This window comes from Rhizohabitans arisaemae (assembly GCF_025996515.1).
Lineage (GTDB): Bacteria > Actinomycetota > Actinomycetes > Streptosporangiales > Streptosporangiaceae > Rhizohabitans > Rhizohabitans arisaemae.
Genome location: NZ_BLRH01000034.1, coordinates 1,205,444 through 1,228,694, shown reverse-complemented (window position 1 = coordinate 1,228,694; position 23,251 = coordinate 1,205,444). Strand labels below are relative to the sequence as shown.

Here is a 23,251-nt window from a genome sequence, read left to right as displayed (position 1 = left end):
TCCACGAGTAGTTAGGCAGGTGAAGGCGTAAGGCGTGTCGCCGGGGACGATCTCCCCGGCGGCCGCCGGGGCCGGGCACTGTGGTCACATACCTCATCAGGCGCCTGATCGGGGCCGTGATCATGCTCCTCATCGTGAGCATGGCCACCTTCGCGATCTTCTTTCTGGTGCCGCAGATCGCCGGGGCAACCCCGGAGGGCATGGCAAGCCGCTATGTCGGCCGTACCGCGAGCGCCGAAGACGCCAAAATCGCGGCCGACCGGCTCGGGTTCAACGACCCGCTGGTCGTGCAGTACGGCAGGTTCATCAAGGGCATCGTCGCGGGGGCGGAGTTCGACTACGGCCCCGGTGTCGAGCAGTGCCCCCCGCCCTGCCTGGGTTACTCGTTCATCACCCGTCAACCGGTCTGGCCGGACCTGCTGGACCGCCTGCCGGTGACGTTGTCCCTCGCCGTCGGGGCCGCGGTGCTCTGGCTGATCATCGGGTTGTCGACCGGTGTGATCTCGGCCTTACGCCGGGGGAGTGTCTTCGACCGCGCCGCGATGACCCTGGCCCTCGCCGGCGTGTCGCTACCGATCTTCTTCACCGGGCTGATCTCGCTGCTGGTGTTCAGCTACGGAAACCCCTTCGCGGTCTTCGCCCAGGGCGGCCACTACACACCGATCACCGAGAACCCCGGGGAGTGGGCCTACAACCTGATCCTGCCGTGGATCACCCTCGCCTTCCTGTTCGCCGCCCAGTACGCCCGGCTCACCCGCGCGGGCATGCTGGAGACGATGGGCGAGGACTACATCCGGACCGCGCGGGCCAAGGGGCTGATCGAGCGGACCGTCGTCGTCAAACACGGGATGCGCGGCGCGCTCACCCCGATTGTGACGATCTTCGGCCTCGACTTCGGCCTGCTGGTCGGCGGCGCCGTGCTGACCGAGAGCACCTACTCCCTGCCGGGCCTGGGCAAGTACGCCATCGATGCGATCACCAACAACGACCTGCCCAAGGTGATGGGCGTGACACTGCTCTCCGCGTTCTTCGTGGTGTTCGCGAACCTGATCGTGGACCTGCTGTACGCGGTGGTCGACCCGAGGGTGAGGCTTTCGTGAGTGCCGAGACGACTCCGTCGGACGCGTTCCTGGAGCTACGGGATCTGCGGATCCACTTTCCGACCGACGACGGCCTGGTCAAGTCGGTGGACGGACTCTCCTTCCGGCTGGAGCGCGGCAAGACCCTCGGCATCGTCGGGGAGTCCGGCTCGGGCAAGAGCGTGACGAGCCTGGGCATCCTCGGCCTGCACAACCGGAAGAACGCCCGGGTCTCCGGCGAGATCTGGCTCGACGGCGCGGAGCTCGTCTCCTCGACGCAGGAGTACGTCCGCGGTCTGCGGGGCAAGCGGATGGCGATGATCTTCCAGGATCCGCTGTCGGCGATGCATCCGTACTACACCGTCGGCAACCAGATCATCGAGGCGTACCGGGTCCACCACCGGGTGAGCAAGGCCGTCGCGCGCAAACACGCGATCGAGATGCTGGGCCGGGTGGGGATCCCCAACCCGGCGCAGCGGGTGGACGACTATCCCCACCAGTTCTCCGGCGGGATGCGGCAGCGCGCGATGATCGCCATGGCGCTCTGCTGCGACCCCGAGCTGCTCATCGCGGACGAGCCGACCACCGCCCTGGACGTGACGGTTCAGGCCCAGATCCTCGACCTCATGCGCGACCTCCAGCGGGACTTCAACGCCGCGCTGATCATCATCACGCACGACCTCGGCGTGGTGGCCGAGCTGTCGGACGACATCCTGGTGATGTACGGCGGCAAATGCGTGGAGTACGGCACCGCGGAGAACATCTTCGAAACTCCCGAGCACCCCTACACCTGGGGGCTGCTCGGCTCCATGCCCAGGCTCGACCGGGAGAGCACCGAGCGCCTGCTGCCGATCAAAGGCAGCCCGCCCTCGCTGATCAACATCCCGCCGGGATGCGCGTTCCACCCCCGTTGCTCCTACGCCGACCGGACCGGGGGCAAGGGCTCCGCCGAGGTCCCCGAGCTGAGCGAGGTGCGCGGCGGCCACAAGGTCCGCTGTCATCTGCCGGCGAACGAGCGGCACGCCATCTGGGAGAGCGAAATCAAGCCCGTTCTGGAGGCTCAGTGAACAGCCCGGAGTCGGCCGGCGAGGCCGCCGTGAAGGCGCCGACGCGCGAGCCGCTGCTGGCGGTGACCGGATTGGCCAAGCACTTCCCGGTCACCAAGGGACTGCTGAAGCGGCAGGTCGGCGCGGTCAAGGCGGTCGACGGGGTTTCCTTCGAGGTGTTCAAGGGGGAGACCCTCGGCCTGGTTGGCGAGTCGGGCTGCGGGAAGACCACCACCGGGCGACTCATCACCCGCCTGGTGGAGCCGACCGGCGGGAGCGTCGTCTTCGAGGGCCACGACATCACCCACATGTCGCAGTCGAGGATCCGTCCGCTCCGGCGCGACATGCAGATGATCTTCCAGGATCCGTACTCCTCGCTCAACCCCCGGCACACCGTCGGGGCGATCGTCGGGGCGCCCTTCCGGATCCAGGGCATCAAGACCGAGCACGGGATCAAGAAGGCGGTCCAGGAGCTGCTGGCCCTGGTGGGGCTCAACCCCGAGCACTACAACCGGTATCCGCACGAGTTCTCGGGCGGTCAGCGGCAGCGCATCGGCATCGCCCGTACCCTGGCGTTGAAACCGAAGCTCATCGTGGCGGACGAACCGGTGTCCGCCCTGGACGTGTCGATCCAGGCCCAGGTGGTCAACCTACTGGAAGACCTCCAGAACGAGCTGGACCTCACCTACGTGGTGATCGCGCACGACCTTTCGGTGGTGCGGCACATCTCCGACCGGGTGGCGGTGATGTACCTGGGTAAGATCATGGAGCTGGCGGACCGCCGCGACCTGTACGAGACGCCGAGACACCCCTACACCACCGCGCTGCTCTCCGCGGTGCCGATCCCCGACACCCGGGGGCGTGGATCGCGGACCCGGGTCCGGCTCCAGGGCGACGTGCCCAGCCCGCTCAACCCCCCGGCCGCCTGCCGGTTCAGCACCAGGTGCTGGAAGGCCGACGAGATCTGCCGGACCGTCGAGCCGCCGCTCGTCGAGCTCGCCCCGCGGCACCAGGTCGCCTGCCACTTCCCCGAGAACACCCCGGCCGTGCAGCCGGGCTGAGCCGCGTCGGAGGGAGCCGGGACGCCGGTCCCCTCCGACGGGTCAGGTCGCGCCGGGAGTGATCAGACCGGACTCGTAGGCGAGCACCACCGCCTGGACGCGGTCGCGCAGCCCCAGCTTGGTGAGGACGTTGCCCACGTGCGTCTTGACCGTGGTCTCACTCACCACCAGCTGCCCGGCGATCTCCGCGTTGGACATCCCCTTCGCGATCAGGCGCAGCACCTCCAGCTCACGCTCGGTGAGCCGGTCCAGCCGGGCGGGGGTCGTGGACCGGCCCGCCGACGGCAGCCTGGTGGCGAACCTGTCCAGCAGCCTGCGGGTCACGCTCGGCGCGACGATGGCGTCGCCCGCCGCCACCACCCGGATCGCCTGGACCAGGTCGTCGGGCGGCACGTCCTTCAGCAGGAAGCCGCTGGCCCCCACCCGGAGCGCCTCGACGATGTACTCGTCGAGGTCGAAGGTGGTGAGCACCAGGACCCTCGGCACGTGCGCGCGGGGGGCCGCGTCCCGGACGATCCGGCGGGTCGCCTCGATGCCGTCGATGCCCGGCATCCGGATGTCCATCAGCACGACGTCCGGGAGGAGCGCGCGGGACTGGTCCAGGGCCTGGGCCCCGTTGCTCGCCTCGCCCACGACCGCGAGGTCGGACTCGGTCTCCAGGATCAGCCGGAAGCCCGTGCGCAGGAGCGGCTGATCGTCGACTAAGAGCACCCTGATGGTCATTCGGTCCTTCCCAGCGGGAAACGAGCCCGCACTTCGAATCCGCCGCCGGGGCGCGACCCGATTCTTAACATGCCACCATAAAGGGATACACGCTCGCGGATACCGACGAGACCGTGACCGGTGCGCTTGCCGGGCTCCGGGCGGCTGGCGGCGATGCCCCGGCCGTCGTCCTCCACGTGGACGGTGAGCTCGTCCGGCTCGTAGCGGACGGTGACCCAGGCCCGCGCCTTCGGGCCCGCGTGCCGCAGGGTGTTGGTGAGGGACTCCTGGACCATGCGGTAGGCCGCGAGATCCACCCCGGGCGGCAGCGCCCGCTGATCGCCCTCGATCCACAACTGGGTGCGGAGCCCCGCCTCCCGCATCTGCTCCACCAGGAACGGCACCTCGTACATGCCGGGCTGCGGGGTGCGCTCCGCGGCGTCGCCCTCCTCGTCCGTCCGCAGCACCCCGACGATGTTCCTCATCTCGGCCATGGCGGTCCGCCCCATCTCCTCGATCGCGGCGAGCGCCTCCCGGGCGCCGTCCGGGTTGACGGTGAGGATCCGCCCCGCCGCGGACGCCTGAACGGTCATGACGCTGACGTGGTGCGCGACGACGTCGTGCAGTTCGCGGGCGATGCGCGAGCGTTCCTCCGCGCGGGCGGCCCGGGTGTCGGCCTCCCGCGCCTGCTCCAGCCGCTCCGCGCGCCCCCGGAGCTCGTTCACGTACGCGCGGCGCAGCCGTACCGACCGCCCCGTCTCCCAGACGGCGAAGGCCAGCAGCACCGTCCAGAGCCGGCTGCCCCAGGTCGAGGTGCCCTCGCCGAGCATGATTCCGACGGATTCGGCGGTGATGAGGACCACGCCTCCCACGAGGTTCTTCCCCAGCCCCCGGTGGACGGCGAGCGTGTACAGCAGGATGCCCACGGCCAGGATCGTCAGCGAGGGGTTGTAGTCGAGCGCGGTGAGCACGGCGTCGGCCAGGGCGACGAGGCAGAGGAGTCCCAGCGGGTGACGGCGGCGCCCGGCGACCGCCATGGCGGCGATCACGACCAGCGCGACGTTGAACACATCGACGGCGCGGCCTGGGAAGGGGGGTTCCGTCATGCGGAAGAGCCCGATGACCGTCGTGATCGTCAACCCGGCGGCGAACAGGGTGTCCGCGAGCAGCGGATGCTCCTGCAGCCACAGGCGAGGACCACGCAGGGACTTTCTCACAGCTCAAATCTAGGGCGTGCCGCCCGCACCCCGTCCCTGCGCTCGGGGGAGATGGTCCTCCTTCCTCAGGAGGAGACGCCGGGGCCCGGCGGCGAGGTCATCCGGCCGCGTCGGCGACGACCGGCCGCCTGCTCGACCGGTTCGGCTGCGTCAGGCTCGGCAGCCGCTCGGGAATGGGGGGCGGCGTGCCACCCCATTCCGGGCAGATCTCCTGGTGGTCGCACCAGTCGCACAGCCGGGAACGGCGTGCGCGCCACTCGCCGGTGTCCAGCGCCCGGCGGATCGCCTCCCAGAGGGCCTCCACCTTGCGCTCGGTCGCCCGCAGGTCGGCCTCGTCGGGGGAGTAGCGGACGATCTCGCCGTTGCCCAGGTACATGAGCTGGAGCAGCCGCGGCACCCGCCCGTGCAGGCGCCACAGCACCAAGGCGTAGAACCGCATCTGGAACAGCGCCTTCGCCTCGAACTCCCGGCTCGGCGCGGAGCCCGTCTTGTAGTCCACCACCCGGACGTCCCCGCTCGGGGCCACGTCCAGCCGGTCGACGTACCCGCGGAGCAGCAGGCCGGAGTCGAGCACCGCCTCGACGTAGAGCTCGCGCTGCGAGGGCTCCAGCCGCCGGGGGTCCTCCATCGTGAAGTAGCGCTCCAGCATGCCCCGCGCCTCGGTGAGCCACCCGCGGAGCTCTTCCTCGGTCTCGAACAGGTCCGTGTAGGCGGGCTCCTCGGCGAGCAGGCGGTCCCACTCGGGTTCGAGCAGGTCGAGCGCGGCCCCCACCGTCCTGCCCGGGGCGGGCAGGTCGAACAGCCGCTCCAGCACCGAGTGCACCACGGTGCCCCGGACCGCCGCGCGGGAGGGCTTCTCCGGGATCTGGTCGATCACCCGGAACCGGTAGAGCAGCGGGCACGTCATGAAGTCACCCGCGCGAGAAGGGGAGAGGGTGCCGATCACCTGAGGCTGCTCGCTTGGCGTCATGCCTGGCAGCGTAAGGCAGGAGACCGACAGTTTTCCGCCGGGGCGCGGACGGGCGTGAGCGCTCTCGCCCGCGGTACGCGTAGCATCGAGGCATACCGGGATCACTCGTGGAGTGGGCGGGAGACCGGTGAGGCGTCGGGTGAGCGCGGTGGACGCGGAATGCGGTGCGGCCCTCGCCCCGGCCGAGCGCGAAGGAGAGGACGACCGTGAGCACCGGTACCCAGCGAAAGGGTCCCTCCGATTCCCCCGGGCTGCGGATGGGGAGCCCCTTCGGGATACCCGTGTACGTCTCCCCGACCTGGTTCCTCGTCGCGGCCTTCATCACCTTCGGCTTCGAGCCCCTGGTGCGGGGGCAGCTCGACATGACCCCGCCGGGCACCTACGTCGTCGCCTTCGTCTTCGCGGTGCTGCTCTACGTCTCGGTGCTCCTGCACGAGCTCGCGCACTGCGTGGTGGCGCGGATGTACGGGCTGCCGGTGCGCCGGGTCACCCTCTACATGCTGGGGGGAGTGTCGGAGATCGAACGGGAGCCGGAGACCCCGGGCCGGGAGTTTCTCGTGGCGTTCGCCGGTCCGGCGCTCTCGCTGGGCCTCGCGTTGATCGGGTTCGTCGCCGACATCTGGTTCATCCCGGACAACACGGTCGTGGGTGTGCTGACCTTCCAGCTCTGGGCGGCCAATCTCGTCGTCGGGGTGTTCAACATGCTCCCCGGCCTGCCGCTGGACGGGGGCCGGATGCTGCGGGCGGGCATCTGGAAGCTCACCCGCGACCCCGGCTCGGGCACGATCGCCGCGGCGTGGGTGGGCCGGGGCCTGGCGGTGCTCCTGGTGGCGCTGCCCGTCCTGATGTCCCTCATGACCGGGCAGAGCCTGGGCTGGGTCTTCATGGTCTGGGCGGTGATCCTCGCCTCGTTCATCTGGCTCGGCGCGACGCAGTCCCTGCGCACCGCGCGGGTACGGGCGCGCATCCCGCACATCCAGGCCAGGACGCTGGCCCGCCGGGCGATCCCGGTCACCGCCGACGTGCCGCTCTCGGAGGCGATCCGGCGGGCCGTCGAGTCCGGCGCGGGGGCGTTCGTCGTGGTGGACCACGAAGGCCGCCCGATCGCGATCGTGAACGAGACCGCGGTCAACCTCACCCCCGAGCAGCGCCGTCCCTGGGTGACGGTCGGCTCGCTGGCCAGGACCCTCGAACCGGAGCTGGTGCTCTCCGCGGATCTGGGCGGGGAGAATCTGCTGGAGGCGATGCAGCACACACCGGCGGGGGAGTATCTCCTGGTGGAAAGGGGTGGGGAGATTTTCGGGGTGCTCAGCACCTCCGACGTCAACCACGCCTTCAAGGGTGTCTGATTTAGCAGGATTCCCAGGGGAACCGTCGGGTTCCCACTTTATCGGGCGAATGTTCCGACGACTTCTTGTGAAAGTGCTACAGATCGGCTACACGTCCCGCCAAGTCTCGTGTCGCGGGCAAAGCCTGGATAAAGTTTGTCCATCCAACCCGGTTGGCCACGCACGTAGGGAACGTTCACATTGGGAAGCCCCCCTGTTAGCGGCGATCTGACGCCGCATCTGCTCAGCACGGCTCAGTGGACCGATGACATGGTCGCCGGTGCCGGCATTCCGGTGTACGACGTGCCATTCGTAACCGTAGGTGGCGGGATCGGTTCCTTCGTCACGGTGGACTATCTGCGTATTTACGGTGTCCCGACATCGCACATACGTATCCTGTCCAACATCGACCACCCCTGGCAGACCTATCAGTTCCTCACCCGGGTGTCGCAGATTCCGATCCCCGAGCGAATCCGCTCCGACTCCTCCTCCCGGCCGGACAACCTCTGGGGCTGGCCGTCCTACGCCCTTGAGGAGGCGTGGAAGGACAAGAATCTCGGGCACTTGTGGAACGTGCTCACCGAGCCCCTGCTCAACGACTACTGGACACCGCGCGCCGGCACGGTCTTCCAGAACCTGGACCGTGAGGCCAAGCGCATCCGCTACTGGGACATGCTGGTCAAGGGCCAGGTCCGGATGGTCCGCCGCCGGGTGGGCGGCGGGTACTTCACGATCCTCACCCCGCCGGAGGGCGCGGCCACCACCAAGCGCGTGGCGTTCCGCTCCCGCTTCGTGCACATCGCGGTCGGCTACCCCGGGCTGCGGTTCCTGCCCGACCTGCAGGAGTTCCGGGAGAAGATGGGCGACTACCAGCACGTGGTCAACGCCTACGAGCCGCACGAGCACGTGTACGAGTTCCTCAAGACCCGCCCCGGCACCGTCGTCGTCCGCGGCGGCGGCATCGTCGCCTCCCGGGTGCTCCAGCGCCTCTTCGACGACCGGCGGAAGTTCAACCTGCAGACGCAGATCGTCCACATCTTCCGGACCTTCGTCACCGGATCGCACGGCCCGCACATCTGGATGCGGCGCAAGGGCGGGGACGGCTGGGCCTACCAGGGCTTCAACTACCCCAAGTCCGTCTGGGGCGGTCAGCTGAAGGCCGAGATGCGCAGGCTCGACGGCGCCGCGCGCGCCCAGAAGTACAAGGACATGGGCGGGACCAACACCCCCAAGCGGCGTCACTGGCAGGCCCAGATGCGCGAAGGCCGCAACGGCAGCTTCTACCACCCCTTCCAGGGGACGGTCGACCGCGTCGAGCGGGGACAGGACGGCCGGCTGGTCAGCTACGTCCGGAGCAAGGACGGCACGCTCCGGCAGCCGGTGTCGGACTACATCATCGACTGCACGGGTCTGGAGGCGGACATCGCCGAGCACCGGGTCCTGGCCGACCTGCTGCAGAACTCCGGCGCCTACCGCAACCCCCTCAACCGGCTGGAGGTGGAGCGGCACTTCGAGGTGAAGGGCACGGCGAGCGGGGACGGCGCCCTCTACGCGTCCGGCACCGCCACCCTCGGCGGGTACTTCCCCGGGGTCGACACCTTCCTCGGGCTTCAGGTGGCGGCGCAGGAGATCGCCGACGACCTGGCGCGGCGCGGGTTCTGCAAGAAGCTGGGTCCCGTCCGCTCAACCGCCCAATGGTTCAAGTGGGCCTTCAACAGCCAGGTCTGAGGAGAGACACACAGTGGTTCCCACGCTGTTCGGGCGCATTCAGACGCGCATCTTCCTGCTCGCCACGGTGGGCGTCCTCATCACCTTGGCGATCATGCCGCTCGTTCTGGCGGGCTCCGGGCTCTCACTCGGCGAGCGGTATATGGTCGGGTTTGTCATCTTGGCTACCGTGACGGTGCTTGGCGTCGTCTGGGAGTTCATTTACCACTTTCTGATGCAGTTCCGCTGGGAGAAGGACTGGCCTTCCCTCTTCGGCCTCATCACCCTCCTCAACGAGGGGGTGCTCGTCTGGATCCTGCTGAGCGCCGAGGTGGTTCCGTTCATCGAGGTGGAGGTGGGTGCGATCCCGTTCTGGATCCACTTCCTCGTCGTCTGGATCGGGATCTGGCTCTTCGCCAACGGCCCGATGCGCGTTCCGTTCATCCGCTGGCGGTTCCGGGGAGGGAGACTGCTTTGACCGATATGGAGGGGCCCGTCGTACGGCCGATGTCCGGTGGTGGGCTGGTGGTCCACTCAGGTGGGCTTCTGCTGGTCTGCGGTTCCGCCGACGGAGGCTCCGAGGGGCTGTCCGGCGGGACCGTCGACGGGCTCTTGGCGGCGATACGCGAGGTCGCCGCCGTCGGCGGGGACGGGAGGACGCTCGCTCGCCGCGTCGCCCAGGTACTCGCCGCCTCCATGGCGCACGAGGTTCTCGCCTGTGCCATCGCCGGCCCGGTGGCCGGCGGGTTCGCGGTCCTGGTGAGCGGCGCGGCCACGGCACGCCTGGTCGGGCAGGCCGGCGAGGTGCACCTGGACGGCCGGGAGGCGCTCACCTGGGTGGACAGGCTCGTTCCCGGCCCGGTGACCCACATCGAGCTGTCGCTGCCCGGGGCGGGCGAGCCCCACCCCCATTGGTACCTGGACTCGGGTGTCGTGGGCGGCGGCGGCATCACCTGGAGTCCGTCCGGGGCCATGGGGCACGCCGACCGTCACCCCTCCCCGGCGGAGCAGGCGCCGGTGCTCCGGTCGCCCCCGGTCGCGCAGCAGGGGCCGGAGTACGGGCACAGGCACCCGGTGACCCAGCGCCGGGTGGCCGAGCCGTCGCCGGTCGTCGCGCAGCCGGCGGTTCCGGTGACCCCGTTCCCCCTGGTGCCCCCGCATCAGCAGGCGACCCCGCCCCCGCAGGCGGCCGCTCCGCCGGTGGCCGAACAGCCCCGTCCGGTCGAGCCGCCGACGCCTCCGCAGCCGCCGACGCCCGATCCTGAGCAGAAGCCGTTCGAGGCGGTTCTCCTGATCCCCGAGGCCGCGGACGAGGTCGTCGCCCCACCGGTGGTCGAGCCGGACAGCAGGCCGACCGTCTACGGTGTGGACTGCAAGAACGACCACTTCAACGATCCGCGCGTGCCGTACTGCGTCGCCTGCGGGATCGCGCTGGTCCAGCGGACGCTCGTGCCGCGCCGGGGCCCGAGGCCCCCGCTCGGCGTCCTGCTGCTGGACGACGGGATGACGCTGCGCCTGGACACCGACTACCTCGTGGGACGGGATCCGGAACGGGCTCAGGAGGTGGCCAGCGGGGAAGCCCGTCCCATTCGCCTGGCGGACATGGACGGGTCCGTCTCGCGACGGCATCTGCGTGTCACGTTGGAGAACTGGGACGTCAAGCTCGTCGACCTCAATTCGGTCAACGGCACTCGAGTCCAAGGACCCTCCGACCCGGATTTCCGTGACATTCCGGCGAACCAGCCGGTGACCATCGTTCCTGGGACAAAGATCTTGGTCGGCGGCTCACGGGTCATCCGGTACGAATCCCACCGCAACCAGTAGGTCCAACGGTGTCAGGTGACGAGCCGGGCCGGGCAGCACATGCCGGGCCCGGCTCGTTCCGTGCCGGCGCACGCTTCAGGCCCGTCGGCCCGGGCCGGGCGATCGCCACCCTGAACCCGTCTCGGCGTTGCCCTGTGCGCCGAACATCGCGGATAACAGAAGCGTGGCGGCGTAGAATTCTGCTATGAAGAAGAAACCGATCGAGCTCGGCGCGGTCTCGGGCGTGGGCCCGGCACCTCAGTATCCGATCGAGTCGGTCGACAACGCGCTGAGGATCCTGCTTCTGCTGGGGGAGCGCAGCGAACTGCGGCTTACGGACGTCGCGGAGTACCTCGGTGTGGCGTCCTCGACCGCGCACCGGCTGCTGGCCATGCTGCACTACCGCGGCTTCATCCGGCAGGACCTCCGGTCCAAGGCGTATCTGCCCGGCACGGCGCTGACCGGGGTGGCCTTCGCCGTTCTCCAGCGGTTCGACGTGCGGGACACGATGCGGCCCTTCCTGCAGCGGCTCAACGAGGAACTCGCCGAGACCGTGCACCTGGGCATGCTCGAAGGCACCACCGTACGCTTCATCGACGCGATCGAGAGTCCTCAGGCGGTGCGGGTCTCCTCCAGGCTGGGCCGGTCCAAGCCGGCCCACTGCACCTCGACCGGCAAGGCCATGCTCGCCCAGCTCCCGCCCGAGGAACTCCGCCGGCTCCATCCCGAAGAGCGGCTCGAAGGGCTCACCCCGAACTCGATCCGCAGCCGCACCGAGCTGGAGCACGAGATCGAGGGGGTCCGGCGCCGCGGATACGCCACCAGCGACGAGGAGAGCGAGTCCGGCGTCGCCTCGGTGGCGGTCGCCTTTCCCGCCCGGCGGCTGCCCGTTCAGATCGCCTTCAACGTGGCCGTTCCCGTCGGCCGGATGGATCGGGCAAACGAGCGCCGCATGGGCGAGCTGCTCATGCGGACCATCGAGGAGGCCGCGCAGCTCCTGCACTGACCGTGCGCCCCGCATCCGCCCGTCACGGCGGCACCGCTGCAAGCCTCGTCGTCTCGTGCCGCCAGGCGACCTCCAGGTTGAAGGAGCCGCCCAGGTCGGGCAGTTCCGCCAGATCCTCCTCCGGCAGATCGGCGAGCACGCCGCCGGCCGCGCGGACGGCCAGCGCGAGACGGGCGATGCCGTCCACGGACAACGCCCGGAGGACCGCCTCCTCCGGGGTCGCGCCCGTGCTGGTGAGGCCGTGACCGCGGAGTACGACGACCGGACGGTCGCCGAGGCTGCGCACCATCTCCCCGGCGAGGCGCCGACTGCGGATGAGTACCCCACGTGGGTGGACGGGCACACCGCCGGCCGCGAGACGGGCGCCGGGAATGTCGAACGCGCCCACGATGGGCCGGATGGCGATGCCCGCGAGATCGGCGGCCACGACGGCGGGCGGGTGGGCGTGCGCGACCGCCGTGACGTCGGGCCGGGCCCGCAGCGTCTCCAGGTGGAGGGGGAGCTCGTTCGGCACCGACCACCCCCCGAGGCCGTCCGGGTGCTTCGGCGCCCCGTCCAACCCGACCGCGTGCACGTCGGCGGGCTCCGTCCAGGCCAGGCCACGCTCACGCGGGCCACGACAACGCACCAGCACCTCGTCCGCACCGGTGCGCACGCTGATGTGCCCGAGGATGCCGTCGGCCAGGCCCCGCGCCGCCATCACCCGGCACGCCACGGCGATCCGCTCGCGCATCCCCGGCTCCCGATCCGGAGCCGTCACCTCGGCACCTCCACGGTCACACGCATCCCCGGCCCGTGACCGGAGGTCGTCGTCTCCTTGCCTGGAGTGTTTCCCATAGGCCGGATCACCGCGGCCACGCATCCCCGCCCCCACTCGAAGGCCGTCACTCCATGGCCCCGATCTCCTCCACGGCCGTGGTGAAGGCGGTGCCTTGGGCCGCCATCCGGCGGATGCGGAGCGTCGCTTTGGGCCAGCCGACCAGCACGGCGCCGGTCAGCCTGCCCTCGTCGTCGCCGTAGAGCGCCGCGAAGCGCGCCGGTACGGCGTGGGGGTCTCCGATGAGCCGGTGCGTGCTCGCCGTGTCAGGACGGCCGATGATCTGGGCCTTCCAGTCGTATTGGTCGCTCCACACGTACTCCACGGGAGCGTGGTCGCGCGGAGTGTCCGGATGGACGATGTTGTAGGCCGCGCAGGACGCCTGCTCCACCGCGTTGGTCCAATGTTCGACCCGCACCCTGCGGCCGTGCCCGGGGTGGTGCCAGCGCGCCACGTCCCCCACGGCGTACACGTCCTCGACGCCGATGACGCGGCAGGCCGCGTCGCACAGCACGCCGTCTTCGACGGGCAGGCCCGAATCCCTCAGCCAGGCGTCGTTCGGTACCGCGCCGATGCCTACCACGACCGTGGCGGCGGGCAGCACGCGTCCGTCGGTGAGGCGTACCTCGAGTGAGCCCGCCTCCCCGGTCACCTCCGCGACGCCGACGCCGAAGGCGGTGGCGGTGCCATGGCGGTGGTGCAGGCCGGTGAACAGGCGTCCGACCTCCTCACCCATCACCCGGCCCATGGGCACGGGCGCCGGGTCGACGACGGTCACCGCCTTGCCGAGGGCCCGCACGCCCGCGGCGACCTCGGCGCCGATGAAACCCCCGCCGACGACCACCACAGGCCCCGGCCGTCGAAGGTCGCGGCGGAGCGCCGCGGCGTCGTCGAGCCCGCGCAGAAGATGCAGCCCGGACCGGGGTCGCCAGGGGGAGGGCCGGGCGGCGGAGCCGGTGGCCAGGACCGCCACGCCGTACGGCAGTGCCGCGCCGTCCGCGAGGCGCACCTCCCGGTCGGCCGGGTCCAGTCCGACCGCCGGTCGGCCCAGCCGTAGCTCGATGTCGTCCCGCTTGGCGGCGTCCTCGTCGAGGAGCCGGGTCCGCGGCACATCCCAGGTCCCGGCCAGGAGCTGCTTGGACAGGGGTGGCTTGTCATAAGGCAGGTGGGATTCCGCCCCTACCAGGGTGATCCGTCCTTGCCAGCCCTCCCGGCGCAGTGCCTGGGCGGTGCGCACGCCGCCGACGGAGGCGCCGACGACGACGGCGGTGCCGTTCACCGCTCCTCGATCGTGAGCGCGGAGACGGGGCAGCTGCGCGCCGCCTCCTCCACCCGCGCGCGATCCTCGCCCGGGATCCGCGCGCGGAGCAGCACCACCAGGCCGTCGTCGTCGATGTCGTAGGTGTCGGGCGCGGCGATCACGCAGTTCGCGTAGCCCTGGCAGGCGTTCAGATCGGCTATGAGCCCAAGCATCGGGCCTCTCCCTCCTGAAGAATCGGGTCAGGTTTTGACGGCGATGCCGCCGTCGGGATGCACGGTGGTCCCCGTGATCCCCCGGGCGCGTCCCGAGGCGAGGAACACGTAGGCGGAGGCGTGGTCCGCGCCCGACAGGGCCACGCCCAGCGGCGTGCGGGCGGCCAGCTCGGCGGCCCGCCCCGGGGAGTCGGCGAGGCGGCGCTCCCCGAGCCCGAGGCTCGGCAGGCCGCGCAGGTCGGTGCCGAGCGTCCCGCCGGGGGCCACTCCGTTGACGCGGATCTCGGGGGCGAGCTCGGCGCCGAGGACTGTGACCAGGCCGCGGACGGCGAACTTGGAGGAGACGTAGAGCACGCCGCCGCGCCCCGGGTAGTAGGACGAGGTGGATTCGGTGAGCACCACGGATCCCCGTGACTCCCGCAGGTACGGCAGAGCCGCCTTCACCGAGAGAATGTGGCTCTTGACGTTCACCCGGAACATGTCGTCGAAGGCGGTGTCGATCATCTCGGCGTCGAGCTCTCCGAGGCCGCGGTAGAAGTCGAAGACGCCGACGCAGTTGACGAGCACGTCCAAGCCGCCGAACGATCCCACGGCGGCGGTCACCGCCTCGGCGTTCGCCGCATACGTGGTGGCGTCGCCCGTGACGACCGGCACCTCGGGCAGCTCCTCGGCGAGCCGCCGGGACTTCCCCTCATCGCGTTCCAGTACGGCGACCGAGGCCCCCTCGGCCAGGAAGGCGTCCACCACGGCCCGGCCTATCCCGGAGCCCGCGCCCACCACCAGGGCCCGGCGCCCGGCCAACCACCCGCTCACGCCGTCCCGGCCTTCCGCGTGGACGAGTCGAGGGTCTTTCGCCCGTCCGGCCTTGTGCTCATGTCGAGCTCCCCCGAGCCGGTTCCGGAGTCCGGCGATGTTCCGGCGACCCGCTCATCCGAGCCGGGCCTTCCGCGTGGACGGGTCCTGGCCGAGGTCCGGCCCGATTCCTCGAAGTCCGGGGACTCCCGAGTGGGCGCCGCCGCACCCTCGGGCGAAGCCTCCCGGATGAGCGGGGCGAAGGGGTTGCCGATCATCGAGGAGAAGGTGGCCGTGTTCTGCCAGGTGAGCGCCTCGAGCTCCAGCGGGCACAGGGCCACCCACTGCCCGGAGCGCGGCGACTCGACGAGCAGCCGCACCCCGTTGCGGGTCCGCACCCGTGCGACCCGGATCTCGGCGAACTCGTTGGCCACCGTGATCGGCTCGCCGGTGACCCCCGCCAGCAGCTCCTCGCGTTCCGCGGCGGCCCTGCGGGCGGCTTGGGCGTCGTCCTCCTCGCCCGCCCAGCGCAACGTCCCGCTCACAGGAAGATCGCCAGGTTCTGCATCCGGATGACCGACTCATCCGCCATGATCGTGCGCCGGGCCAGCCGCCGGCCGTCCCCGTCCGCGCGCAGCAGGTCCTCGCGGCCCGCCGAGACCAGCGCGGACTCCTGCACGTCACCGCGGCTGCGGAACAGCAGAATGGCGGATTCCACCACGATGTGCTCGGGGTCGTCAGTGGCGAAGGTCCGCACGTTGGTCACGTAGTGCCGCAGCCTGGACGGCGGGTCCTCCGTCCAGGCGTGCTCGGTGAGGAAGCGTGCCACACGGCGGGACAGCGAGTACTTGTCCTCGTCGAAGTGCGCCATGCCCGGCGAGGTGTCGAACCCGGAGCCGAGCGCCGTGGTCACCCTGACCGGCATCAGGTAGTGAACGTCCTCGGTGAGCAGGTCAAGCCACTCTTCGTACTTTTGGGCGCTCAGCAGATACGACTCGTCTACCAGCCACTCGTGCGCCTGGAGGTGGCGTTCGTCGCCGAAGGGCAGGGGACGCCCGGTCCGCTGCACGCGGGAGGCGTCGCCCCCGAGCACGGAGCGGGCCGAGAGTTCCCCGACCGGCGGTGTGCCGCGGGACGTGAGGCTCATGCGCACCCCTCCGGGTTCCGCCCGTCGGCCGTACCGACCTCGACGGCGGCCGGCGCGTCGATCGGGCGCTCAAGGTGATCGGCCCAGCGGTTGAGTAGTTCACGCTGGTTGTACTCGCTGTAGCCGACGCGGGCGCTGCCCGGCCCGGCGAACCGCTCGGGCGAGAGGTCGGGCGTCACGGGCGCGCCGTCCGCCAGCATGCCCATCCGGCTGTTGAGGAGCAGGCGGCGGGCCATGGACCCGGCGGCCGTGCTGGTCAGGGACACCCAGTTCTCCACGTCGTCCTGCTCGAACATGCCGGTGGACCCGAAGCACATCAGGTAGGCCTTGTACGACAGGGCCTTGAACTCCTCGGGCGCCTGCGCGTCGACCGCGAACCACGACAGGACCTCGGTCTCGTCCGCGCCGATCGGCTGCCATTGGCGGATCGAGATGAACGGCAGCACGTCCTCGGAGTCGGCCACCCGCGGCCAGTTGTGCACGAAACTGAGGTTGGGGAAGAGCGAGGCCGCCGAGATCATGAAGCCGTTGTCGCCGATGACCGCCAACTGCTCGGGCGACCAGGTCGCCTTCATCCGCTCGATCATCTCCTGCGGGTAGCCCACGTAGCGAAGCCGCTCGTCGAGACCGCCGGGCGGGAGCTTGTAGGTGGTACCGCCGCCGTTGCCCGCCCAGTAGGTGCAGCCGTCCTTGCGCTTCTCCGCCTTCGGTTCGCGGAACAGGCCGATCTCCACCACGGAGGTGTGGGTCTGCGGGGTGTGGTACATGTCGCCCGCGAAGTTCTCCGCGCCGATCTTCCAGTTGGCCTTGATCCGCCACCGCTGCGGGCCGCGCAGCTCGATGCCGCCGGAGCTCTGCTTGGTGTAGTAGTCGAGGTAGAAGCGGAAGTCGCCGAGGTAGTCCGCCAGCGGTGGGGCCTGCGGGTCAAGGCTGATGAAGATCATGCCGTTGTAGGTCGCGAGGTTCGGCGCGGGCAGCAGCCGCTGCCCCTTGCGCCGGAATCCCTCCTCGCCGCCGTAGGCGTCCTGGTGGAAGGGCAGTCCGACGAGCCGGCCGTCGTTGCGGTAGGACCAGCCGTGGTACGGGCAGCGAAAGTGCGACGCGTTGCCCAGCTCGGCGCGGCACACCTGCATGCCTCGGTGCAGGCACATGTTGAAGTGCGCCCTGATCTCGCCCTTCTCGTCCCTGGTGACGATGAAGGAGTCTTCGAGCACCCGCCGGACCACGTAGTCGCCGGGCTTGGCGATCTCGGACTCATGGGCCGTGAAGACCCAGGCGCGGCTGAACAGCCGCTCCTTCTCCAAGGCGAACACCGCGCCGTCGTTGTAGATGTGCGCGGGGATCATGCCCCGCCGCACATCTCGCAGCACCGAGGTCTGCTCTGTCATCGGCCATCCGTTCTCTGTTTTGAAGAGAGCTTCTCTGTTAAGTAGAACGCGATGTGCCTCGCTCGTCAAATCCCCCGCGAACTAGGACATAAGTAGCCCATCTTGAAGAAAATCATTCTCCTGATGCTTGACGTTTGGACGGTTGGTCCATTGAGATGCAGGGGTGTGACGGATGTCGCACGGCTTACAGGCGCAAGGAGGCGTCCGTGGCTGTCCAGCCCCATTCCCCCTTCCCGGAGCTCGGCCTGGTTCTTCCGCCGGCCGTTCCCCCCGGCTTGCTCTGGCCCGCCGTGGAGACGGCGGATCAAGGCGGGTTCGGCTCCATCTGGGTCACCGACCGCACCATCGCCCACACGCCTTGGCTGGAGGCCCATACGGTGCTGGGCGCGCTCGCGGCCCGTACCTCGACGGTGCGCATCGGCACCTCCGTCCTGTCGGTGGCGCGCCGCAACCCCGTTCTCACCGCGCACGCGCTCGCCACCGCCGACTTCCTCTCCGGCGGTCGCCTGCTGGCGGGCGTCGGCCTCGGCGGCCTGGAGCCCGCCGAGTACGCGATCGCCGGGGTGCCCATGGCGCGGCGATCCGCCCTTACCGACGAGTACATCGAGCTGATGCGGCGGCTGTGGCGGGAGGAGTCGGTCGACCACGAGGGTGCCGCCTACCGGTGCAGCGCGGTCGGCCTCTCCCCTCGCCCGGCCGCGCCCATCCCCGTCTGGGTGGGCGGCAACTCGCCGGCCGCCCACGCCCGTGCCGGGCGGCTCGGGGACGGCTGGCTGTCGGTCTTCGCCGGGCCGGGTGACTTCGCCGCCGGATGGCGGCGGGTCCGCGACCACGCGAGCGCGGCGGGCCGGAACCCGGAGGACCTCACCCCCGCCGCCTACGCCTTCGCCGCCATCGGCACCCGGCCCGGTGAGGCCGAAGCCGTCCTGGACCCGGCCATCAGGAGTCTGTTCGGCGCGCCGCTGGAGCAGTTCGAGTCGGCCTGCCTGTACGGCACGGCCGACCGCTGGGTGGACACCGTCGGCAGGTTCGGCGAGGCGGGCGCCCGCCATGTGAACGTGCTGCTCTTCAGCGCGGACCTGGCTCGAGACGTCGAGACGATCGCCTCGTCGGTCATCCCCCGGCTCAGCACCCCGGGAGCCCTCGCCCGGCGCTGACGCCGCTCCGCCCAGGCGACCCCACCACCACGACACCGCTTCCCGACCAGGAGGACAGACCATGACCAGCCAGCCCGAGGCACCCGCGGGCCCGCCGAACATCGACCTCTACACCCGCAACGGGTTCAGCGGGCCGATCGCCACCATCGTCCGCACGCAGTACGCCCCGGTGTACACGGCGGTGTCCGGTACGTACGCACCCCACCGGCTCGACGTGAACGCACTGTCGGGGAGCCTCGTCACGAACGGCTCCTCCCTGCCCGTGCCGATCCTCGAAGGCACCGACGTCAGCGTCGAGGTGTCCCACCGCACCGAACCGAGCACGGTGGCCTTCCGCAACGTCCTCGCGGACGAGCTGCACTACGTCCTGGAGGGGGAGGGACGGCTGGAGACCGATTTCGGCGTGCTTGAGGTACGGCCGGGCGACATGGTCCTGCTGCCCCGCTCCGTCACCTACCGCTACGGCGCGATCACCTCGCCGCTGCGTGAGGTCGTGATCGTCACCGCCAGCGAGATGCGCGTCGACCCGGAGAACGCGCCCGGAGTCCTCAACGTCGACCTGCACGTCGACGCCCCGGTCCCCGATCCGCGCATGGGCCCGCCGGGAGACTACAAGGTGATCATCCGGCACGGCGGGCGGTGCACGACGTACTCCTACGACTACGACCCCGTACCGTGCCTGGCCGCCGTCGGCGCCCCGATCGTGCGGCGCTTCAACATGGAGAACGTGCACGGCCTCGGTGTGGAGAAGGGCGGTCTCATGCCGCCCAGGCTGCTGAACGACGCCACCACCCGCACCCTCGTCTTCCACCTCGGCAACCGGCGCAGCGACCGACCCCCGGTGCATCACAACGCCGACTACGACGAGGTCATCTTCTACGTCGCGGGCCCCGGCCACTACGGCGCCGTGGACAAGCCGGGCACCATCCTGTGGACTCCGAAGGGTCTCATCCACCACGGCCCGGAGGAGGATGTCCCCGAGGGTTACCAGGCATTCCTGCTCGAGACCCGCGCCGCCCTCTCGCTGACCCCGGCGGGCCGCGAGATCGCCGCGATCATGGAGACCGGGCAGTTCGACTTCTTCACTCCCGGCACCCCCGTGAACGCCTGAAGGAGAATCCCCGTGACGGATACGCTCAGCTCACCGGCCCGGACCTACGACCACTTCTCCGGCCCTGACCTCGACACCGCCAAGTGGATGTACCTCGAGTACCCGATGCCGGAGGGCCCCCCGTGGCGCTGCGCCGATCCCGGCGCCGTGACCGCGATCGCCGACGGCGCCCTCACCGTGGACATCGACGAGTTCCGGCTCAGGCACGACACCGTGCAGATCATGGACAATCCGAAGTACCTGCTGCTGTCCACCGAGGAGTTCGCCCTTGGAGAGGGACGGCGGGTCACGTTCACCGTGGACATGGCGGTCACCTCCAAAGGCGGCGATCCCCGTGACTACCGGGACGGCGTGGCCGCCTTCAACGTGGTGGACATGGAGTCCGGGTGGGTGTTCGACGTGGCCGCCAACAGCGACCACGTCTGGGCCATCCACGAGATGCTCCCCGTCCCCACCGCCGCGGCGCGGCCGTTCACCCGGATGGTGGAGGACCCGTTCGCGAACCTGCCGCCGGGCCCCGGCCGTACCAGGCGGTGCCAGGTGACGATCGACACGTCCGCGGGATCCGTCGCGTGGCTGGCGGACGGCGCCGTGATCAACGAGGTCACCGGCATCCGGCTGCCCGGGGTCGTGCGCCTGGGCCTCGGCGTGTTCACGCTGCACTCCGTCGCCGGCGGAGCCAGCCGGTCCATCCGCGGCCAGGGGATCTCGGTGACGTGGAGCGGTCTGACCGTCGAAACCGCCGACGCGGGCGGAGCCGGGTAGCCATGCCTCGGGCGGAGCGGTCGCGCACACCGGACGGCGGCGAACGGCGGGCCGCGAGCGGAACACCTCCGGTGTTCCGGCCCGCGCGTCACACCCGGCTGTACGAGGAGGTCGCCTCCCAGTTGCGGGAGGCCATCCTGTCGGGCGTCTACCGTCCGGGGGAGCGGCTGCCCACCGAGCGCGAGCTGATGGGCATGTTCGACGTCAGCAGGGCCGTCGCGCGCCAGGCCACCATGAACCTGGAGCACGAGGGGCTCGTCGAGGTGCAGGTCGGCTCGGGCGGCGGCGCGTTCGTCGCGGCCCCGACGGTGAACGCGGTTCACCGTGCCCTGGAGAACCACATGCGCCACAGCCAGGTGTCCGTCCTGGACTACCTGGCCGCGAAGCGGATCCTGGAACCCGTGCTCGCCACGGCCGTCCTGGCCGGAGCGAGCACGGACGACCTGCGCAGGCTCCAGGAGAACGTCGACCTCTCCAGGAGTGCGCTGGCCCGCGGCCGGGGCGCCGCCGAATTGCTGCGGCTGAGCCTGGATTTCCACGAGATCCTCGTCGCGGCGACCGGCAATCCCGTGCTGGAGGCGCTGTTCATCGCGCTCGTGCGCATGGGGAACCGGGTTCCCGCCTTCACCTCGGCCACCGCCCACCACGACTGGGAGCACCTTTTCGAGGAGCACGCGCAGGTGCTGACCGCCCTTCGCGCGGGCGACGCGGGGCGCTTCACCGCGCTCATGCTCCGGCATCTGGACTCGGTCGACGAGATCTACACGGAGCAGCCGACCGACTGACCTCTGCACCGAATTGAAACCCCACGCCAAGTACATCCGCCTACCTCCAAGGAATCAGTCGTGACCAGCCCGCCTTCACTTTGGGAAGCCGCCCGCACGGAGATGGAGGGGTACGCGTTCGTCGCGGACTCCGCCCTCCAGCCGCGGTGGAACGTTCCCGACAAGATCGCCATCAACGTCGCCGTGGCCGGCCGTGCGGGCCTGCCCGGCTCGCCGGACTACCCGGTGGACGTCGAGGAGTACGTGGACGCCGCCTCCCAGGTCATCGAGGCCGGCGCGTGCGGAGTGCACGTCGACTTCACCTGGGTCACGGACTCCAAGGGCCGCAGGCTCGACAAGGACCTTCCGCCCACCGAGGCGTACGGACTCGTCCTCGAACCGCTGCGCGAGAGGTTCGGCGACGACTTCGTCCCGAACCTCAACGTCCTCAACGGCGCCACCTTCGACGAGTGCCTGAGCCCCGCCAGATCCGGTCAGGCGGAGGTGGCGCCCTGCGCCGCCGGCCACCCCGAGGCGTTCGTCCTCCCCGCGGTGAAAACCCTCCTTGAGTACGGCGTCAGCCCGGAAATCGTCATCCACAGCTCCGGCGAGGTCGAGTTCGCCAAGCGCCGGCTGTTCGACACCGGGATCATCCCTCCCGGGGCCCAGACCAACTGGATCATCCTGTTCGGGCTTCCCGTGGACGTCGGCCGTACCCTGATCTCCGGGGCCTGGGTGAACGACACCACCTCCATGGCGACCCACCTGTTCCTCATGGTGGAGCAGATCCGGAGGCTGGACCCCAAGGCCGCGATCACCGTGTGCAACGCGGGCCGGGCCGGGCTCTACATCACCACCCTCGCGACCATGATGGGGCTCAACATCCGGGTCGGTCTCGAGGACAGCTGCTGGAAACACCCCAACGGCGACGCCCTCATCAAGAGCAACCTCGAGCTGTTCACCCGGGCGCGCACCATCGCCGCCGAGCTCGGGCGCACCCCGGCGACCGCGAACGAGTACCGCGCGCAGATCGGCTTGCCGCAGCGCGGCTGACACCCCTGATTCCGGCGGCACCCTCACGCCGTCCGACCCCCGAGCGGCATATGCCAGATCAGAAAGCAGGAATCCGATGGAACTCAACGACCGCGTCATCATTGTGACCGGAGCGGGCAGCGGCATCGGTGCCGCGACGGCGCGGCTGCTGGCCGCCCGCGGGGCGAAGGTCGTCGTCTCCGACATCGCCGACACCGGCGCGCAGACCACGGAGAGCATCCGTGCGGCCGGCGGCGAGGCGGAGTTCGTGCAGGGCGACATCGGGGTGGAGGCCGGGGCGCAGGCCCTGGTCGCCGCCACCCTCGATCGCTACGGCAGGCTCGACGGGGCGTTCAACAACGCCGGTGTGGAGCAGTGCGCCGTACCCCTGCACAAGCTGACCGGCGAGCAGTGGGACCGGGCCGTCCGGGTGGACCTGTCGGGTGTCTTCTACTGCCTCAAACACCAGATCACCGCGATGCTGGAGTCCGGCGGCGGCTCGATCGTGAACACGGCCTCCGCCCTCGGCCGGGTCGCCATCCCGAACGCCGCGGAGTACGTGGCGGCCAAGCACGGCGTCGTCGGCCTCACCAAGGCCGCCGCCGCCGACTACGGCAGGCAGGGCATCCGGGTCAACGCCGTCCTCCCCGGCATCGTGGAGACGACCATGGTCGCCCGCATCTCGCAGGACCCCACCTTCGCGGCGTACTTCGACACCCTGCGGCGGCGGCACGTGATGGGCCGCTTCGGCAAGCCGGGCGAGATCGGCGAGTCCGTGGCCTGGCTGCTGTCGGACGCCTCCTCGTTCGTGACGGGGGCCGCGATCTCCGTCGACGGCGGTTACCTCGCCGTCTGATCCCCGTTCCGCCGTGCACCCGCTCCCGTG

The 23,251-nt window shown here is 70.2% G+C and carries 24 protein-coding genes; 14 read left to right on the top strand and 10 right to left on the bottom strand.

Annotated elements, in window-relative coordinates; genetic code table 11:
• Positions 1–80: 80 nt before the first annotated feature.
• From RUR_RS21175 to RUR_RS21165, 3 genes are read left to right on the top strand one after another with little or no spacing between them, the layout of a single operon-like run.
• Positions 81–1,100 (top strand): ABC transporter permease, encoded by a 1,020-nt coding sequence (locus RUR_RS21175; RefSeq protein WP_283136838.1) that lies wholly within the window; start codon positions 81–83, stop codon positions 1,098–1,100.
• Entirely contained in the window at positions 1,097–2,146 is a 1,050-nt protein-coding gene (locus tag RUR_RS21170) for an ABC transporter ATP-binding protein (protein ID WP_283136837.1), read from the top strand. Before RUR_RS21175 ends, RUR_RS21170 begins: the two co-directional genes overlap by 4 nt.
• The gene (locus RUR_RS21165; RefSeq protein WP_283136836.1) at positions 2,143–3,186 is read left to right on the top strand and encodes an ABC transporter ATP-binding protein; all 1,044 of its coding nucleotides are present in this window, start codon (positions 2,143–2,145) and stop codon (positions 3,184–3,186) included. Before RUR_RS21170 ends, RUR_RS21165 begins: the two co-directional genes overlap by 4 nt.
• Positions 3,187–3,228: 42 nt before the next feature.
• Here RUR_RS21165 and RUR_RS21160 read toward each other — a convergent pair whose 3' ends face one another.
• The 3 genes from RUR_RS21160 to RUR_RS21150 form a co-directional block, all read right to left on the bottom strand.
• Entirely contained in the window at positions 3,229–3,909 is a 681-nt protein-coding gene (locus tag RUR_RS21160; protein WP_283136835.1) for a response regulator, read from the bottom strand.
• On the bottom strand, positions 3,906–5,105 hold the full coding sequence (locus tag RUR_RS21155) for a sensor histidine kinase (protein ID WP_283136834.1): 1,200 nt from the start codon (positions 5,103–5,105) through the stop codon (positions 3,906–3,908). The genes RUR_RS21160 and RUR_RS21155 overlap by 4 nt, the downstream gene beginning before the upstream one ends.
• 97 nt (positions 5,106–5,202) lie before the next feature.
• Positions 5,203–6,075 carry a RecB family exonuclease gene (locus tag RUR_RS21150; protein WP_283136833.1) on the bottom strand — a complete coding sequence of 291 codons (873 nt, stop codon included), beginning with the start codon at positions 6,073–6,075 and terminating at the stop codon, positions 5,203–5,205.
• A gap of 257 nt (positions 6,076–6,332) precedes the next feature.
• Between RUR_RS21150 and RUR_RS21145 the strand changes: the two genes are divergently transcribed.
• From RUR_RS21145 to RUR_RS21125, 5 genes are all read left to right on the top strand, one after another.
• Entirely contained in the window at positions 6,333–7,424 is a 1,092-nt protein-coding gene (locus RUR_RS21145; RefSeq protein ID WP_283137066.1) for a site-2 protease family protein, read from the top strand.
• Positions 7,425–7,706: 282 nt separating this feature from the next.
• Positions 7,707–9,131, top strand: a complete 1,425-nt coding sequence (locus RUR_RS21140) for a hypothetical protein (protein WP_283136832.1) — start codon at positions 7,707–7,709, stop codon at positions 9,129–9,131.
• A 13-nt stretch (positions 9,132–9,144) separates the two neighbouring features.
• Entirely contained in the window at positions 9,145–9,588 is a 444-nt protein-coding gene (locus RUR_RS21135) for a hypothetical protein (protein WP_283136831.1), read from the top strand.
• 5 nt (positions 9,589–9,593) lie between these two features.
• Entirely contained in the window at positions 9,594–10,934 is a 1,341-nt protein-coding gene (locus RUR_RS21130; RefSeq protein ID WP_283137065.1) for an FHA domain-containing protein, read from the top strand.
• Positions 10,935–11,118: 184 nt separating this feature from the next.
• Positions 11,119–11,919 (top strand): IclR family transcriptional regulator, encoded by an 801-nt coding sequence (locus tag RUR_RS21125; RefSeq protein ID WP_283136830.1) that lies wholly within the window; start codon positions 11,119–11,121, stop codon positions 11,917–11,919.
• Positions 11,920–11,941: 22 nt separating this feature from the next.
• Here the strand turns inward: RUR_RS21125 and phtC are convergent, their stop codons facing one another.
• The 7 genes from phtC to RUR_RS21090 form a co-directional block, all read right to left on the bottom strand.
• Positions 11,942–12,679, bottom strand: coding sequence for a 3,4-dihydroxyphthalate decarboxylase (gene phtC, locus RUR_RS21120; RefSeq protein ID WP_283136829.1), 738 nt, complete (start codon positions 12,677–12,679; stop codon positions 11,942–11,944).
• 124 nt (positions 12,680–12,803) lie between these two features.
• The gene (locus RUR_RS21115) at positions 12,804–14,015 is read right to left on the bottom strand and encodes an NAD(P)/FAD-dependent oxidoreductase (RefSeq protein WP_283136828.1); all 1,212 of its coding nucleotides are present in this window, start codon (positions 14,013–14,015) and stop codon (positions 12,804–12,806) included.
• A complete protein-coding gene (locus tag RUR_RS21110) occupies positions 14,012–14,209 on the bottom strand; it encodes a ferredoxin (RefSeq protein WP_283136827.1) in 198 nt (65 codons plus the stop codon). Before RUR_RS21110 ends, RUR_RS21115 begins: the two co-directional genes overlap by 4 nt.
• Positions 14,210–14,236: 27 nt before the next feature.
• Positions 14,237–15,022: a 3-(cis-5,6-dihydroxycyclohexa-1,3-dien-1-yl)propanoate dehydrogenase gene (hcaB, locus tag RUR_RS21105; protein ID WP_283136826.1), complete on the bottom strand. Its 786-nt coding sequence runs from the start codon at positions 15,020–15,022 to the stop codon at positions 14,237–14,239.
• A complete protein-coding gene (locus RUR_RS21100) occupies positions 15,019–15,546 on the bottom strand; it encodes a hypothetical protein (RefSeq protein WP_283136825.1) in 528 nt (175 codons plus the stop codon). Before RUR_RS21100 ends, hcaB begins: the two co-directional genes overlap by 4 nt.
• Positions 15,543–16,148, bottom strand: coding sequence for a 3-phenylpropionate/cinnamic acid dioxygenase subunit beta (locus RUR_RS21095; protein WP_283136824.1), 606 nt, complete (start codon positions 16,146–16,148; stop codon positions 15,543–15,545). The genes RUR_RS21100 and RUR_RS21095 overlap by 4 nt, the downstream gene beginning before the upstream one ends.
• Positions 16,145–17,536 carry a Rieske 2Fe-2S domain-containing protein gene (locus tag RUR_RS21090; RefSeq protein ID WP_283136823.1) on the bottom strand — a complete coding sequence of 464 codons (1,392 nt, stop codon included), beginning with the start codon at positions 17,534–17,536 and terminating at the stop codon, positions 16,145–16,147. Before RUR_RS21090 ends, RUR_RS21095 begins: the two co-directional genes overlap by 4 nt.
• A 206-nt stretch (positions 17,537–17,742) precedes the next feature.
• On the opposite strand from RUR_RS21090, the gene RUR_RS21085 reads away from it, so the two are divergent.
• From RUR_RS21085 to RUR_RS21060, 6 genes are all read left to right on the top strand, one after another.
• Complete coding sequence (locus RUR_RS21085; RefSeq protein WP_283136822.1) at positions 17,743–18,693, top strand: LLM class flavin-dependent oxidoreductase; 951 nt, start codon at positions 17,743–17,745, stop codon at positions 18,691–18,693.
• A gap of 61 nt (positions 18,694–18,754) precedes the next feature.
• Entirely contained in the window at positions 18,755–19,804 is a 1,050-nt protein-coding gene (locus tag RUR_RS21080) for an AraC family ligand binding domain-containing protein (protein WP_283136821.1), read from the top strand.
• Between the two features lie 12 nt (positions 19,805–19,816).
• Positions 19,817–20,569 (top strand): DUF6081 family protein, encoded by a 753-nt coding sequence (locus tag RUR_RS21075; RefSeq protein ID WP_283136820.1) that lies wholly within the window; start codon positions 19,817–19,819, stop codon positions 20,567–20,569.
• 2 nt (positions 20,570–20,571) lie between these two features.
• Positions 20,572–21,354 (top strand): FadR/GntR family transcriptional regulator, encoded by a 783-nt coding sequence (locus tag RUR_RS21070; protein WP_283136819.1) that lies wholly within the window; start codon positions 20,572–20,574, stop codon positions 21,352–21,354.
• A 60-nt stretch (positions 21,355–21,414) separates the two neighbouring features.
• Complete coding sequence (locus tag RUR_RS21065) at positions 21,415–22,386, top strand: 3-keto-5-aminohexanoate cleavage protein (RefSeq protein WP_283136818.1); 972 nt, start codon at positions 21,415–21,417, stop codon at positions 22,384–22,386.
• Positions 22,387–22,462: 76 nt separating this feature from the next.
• On the top strand, positions 22,463–23,221 hold the full coding sequence (locus RUR_RS21060) for an SDR family NAD(P)-dependent oxidoreductase (RefSeq protein WP_283136817.1): 759 nt from the start codon (positions 22,463–22,465) through the stop codon (positions 23,219–23,221).
• Positions 23,222–23,251: the final 30 nt, after the last annotated feature.

Excerpts from the sequence above, each read along its gene's own strand:
- RUR_RS21130 (WP_283137065.1), top strand. The coding sequence starts at position 9,594 with ATGGAGGGGCCCGTCGTACGGCCGATGTCCGGTGGTGGGCTGGTGGTC.
- RUR_RS21150 (WP_283136833.1), bottom strand. The coding sequence starts at position 6,075 with ATGACGCCAAGCGAGCAGCCTCAGGTGATCGGCACCCTCTCCCCTTCT.
- RUR_RS21095 (WP_283136824.1), bottom strand. The coding sequence starts at position 16,148 with ATGAGCCTCACGTCCCGCGGCACACCGCCGGTCGGGGAACTCTCGGCC.
- RUR_RS21125 (WP_283136830.1), top strand. The coding sequence starts at position 11,119 with ATGAAGAAGAAACCGATCGAGCTCGGCGCGGTCTCGGGCGTGGGCCCG.
- RUR_RS21090 (WP_283136823.1), bottom strand. The coding sequence starts at position 17,536 with ATGACAGAGCAGACCTCGGTGCTGCGAGATGTGCGGCGGGGCATGATC.
- RUR_RS21145 (WP_283137066.1), top strand. The coding sequence starts at position 6,333 with ATGGGGAGCCCCTTCGGGATACCCGTGTACGTCTCCCCGACCTGGTTC.
- RUR_RS21080 (WP_283136821.1), top strand. The coding sequence starts at position 18,755 with ATGACCAGCCAGCCCGAGGCACCCGCGGGCCCGCCGAACATCGACCTC.
- RUR_RS21110 (WP_283136827.1), bottom strand. The coding sequence starts at position 14,209 with ATGCTTGGGCTCATAGCCGATCTGAACGCCTGCCAGGGCTACGCGAAC.
- RUR_RS21070 (WP_283136819.1), top strand. The coding sequence starts at position 20,572 with ATGCCTCGGGCGGAGCGGTCGCGCACACCGGACGGCGGCGAACGGCGG.
- RUR_RS21060 (WP_283136817.1), top strand. The coding sequence starts at position 22,463 with ATGGAACTCAACGACCGCGTCATCATTGTGACCGGAGCGGGCAGCGGC.
- RUR_RS21160 (WP_283136835.1), bottom strand. The coding sequence starts at position 3,909 with ATGACCATCAGGGTGCTCTTAGTCGACGATCAGCCGCTCCTGCGCACG.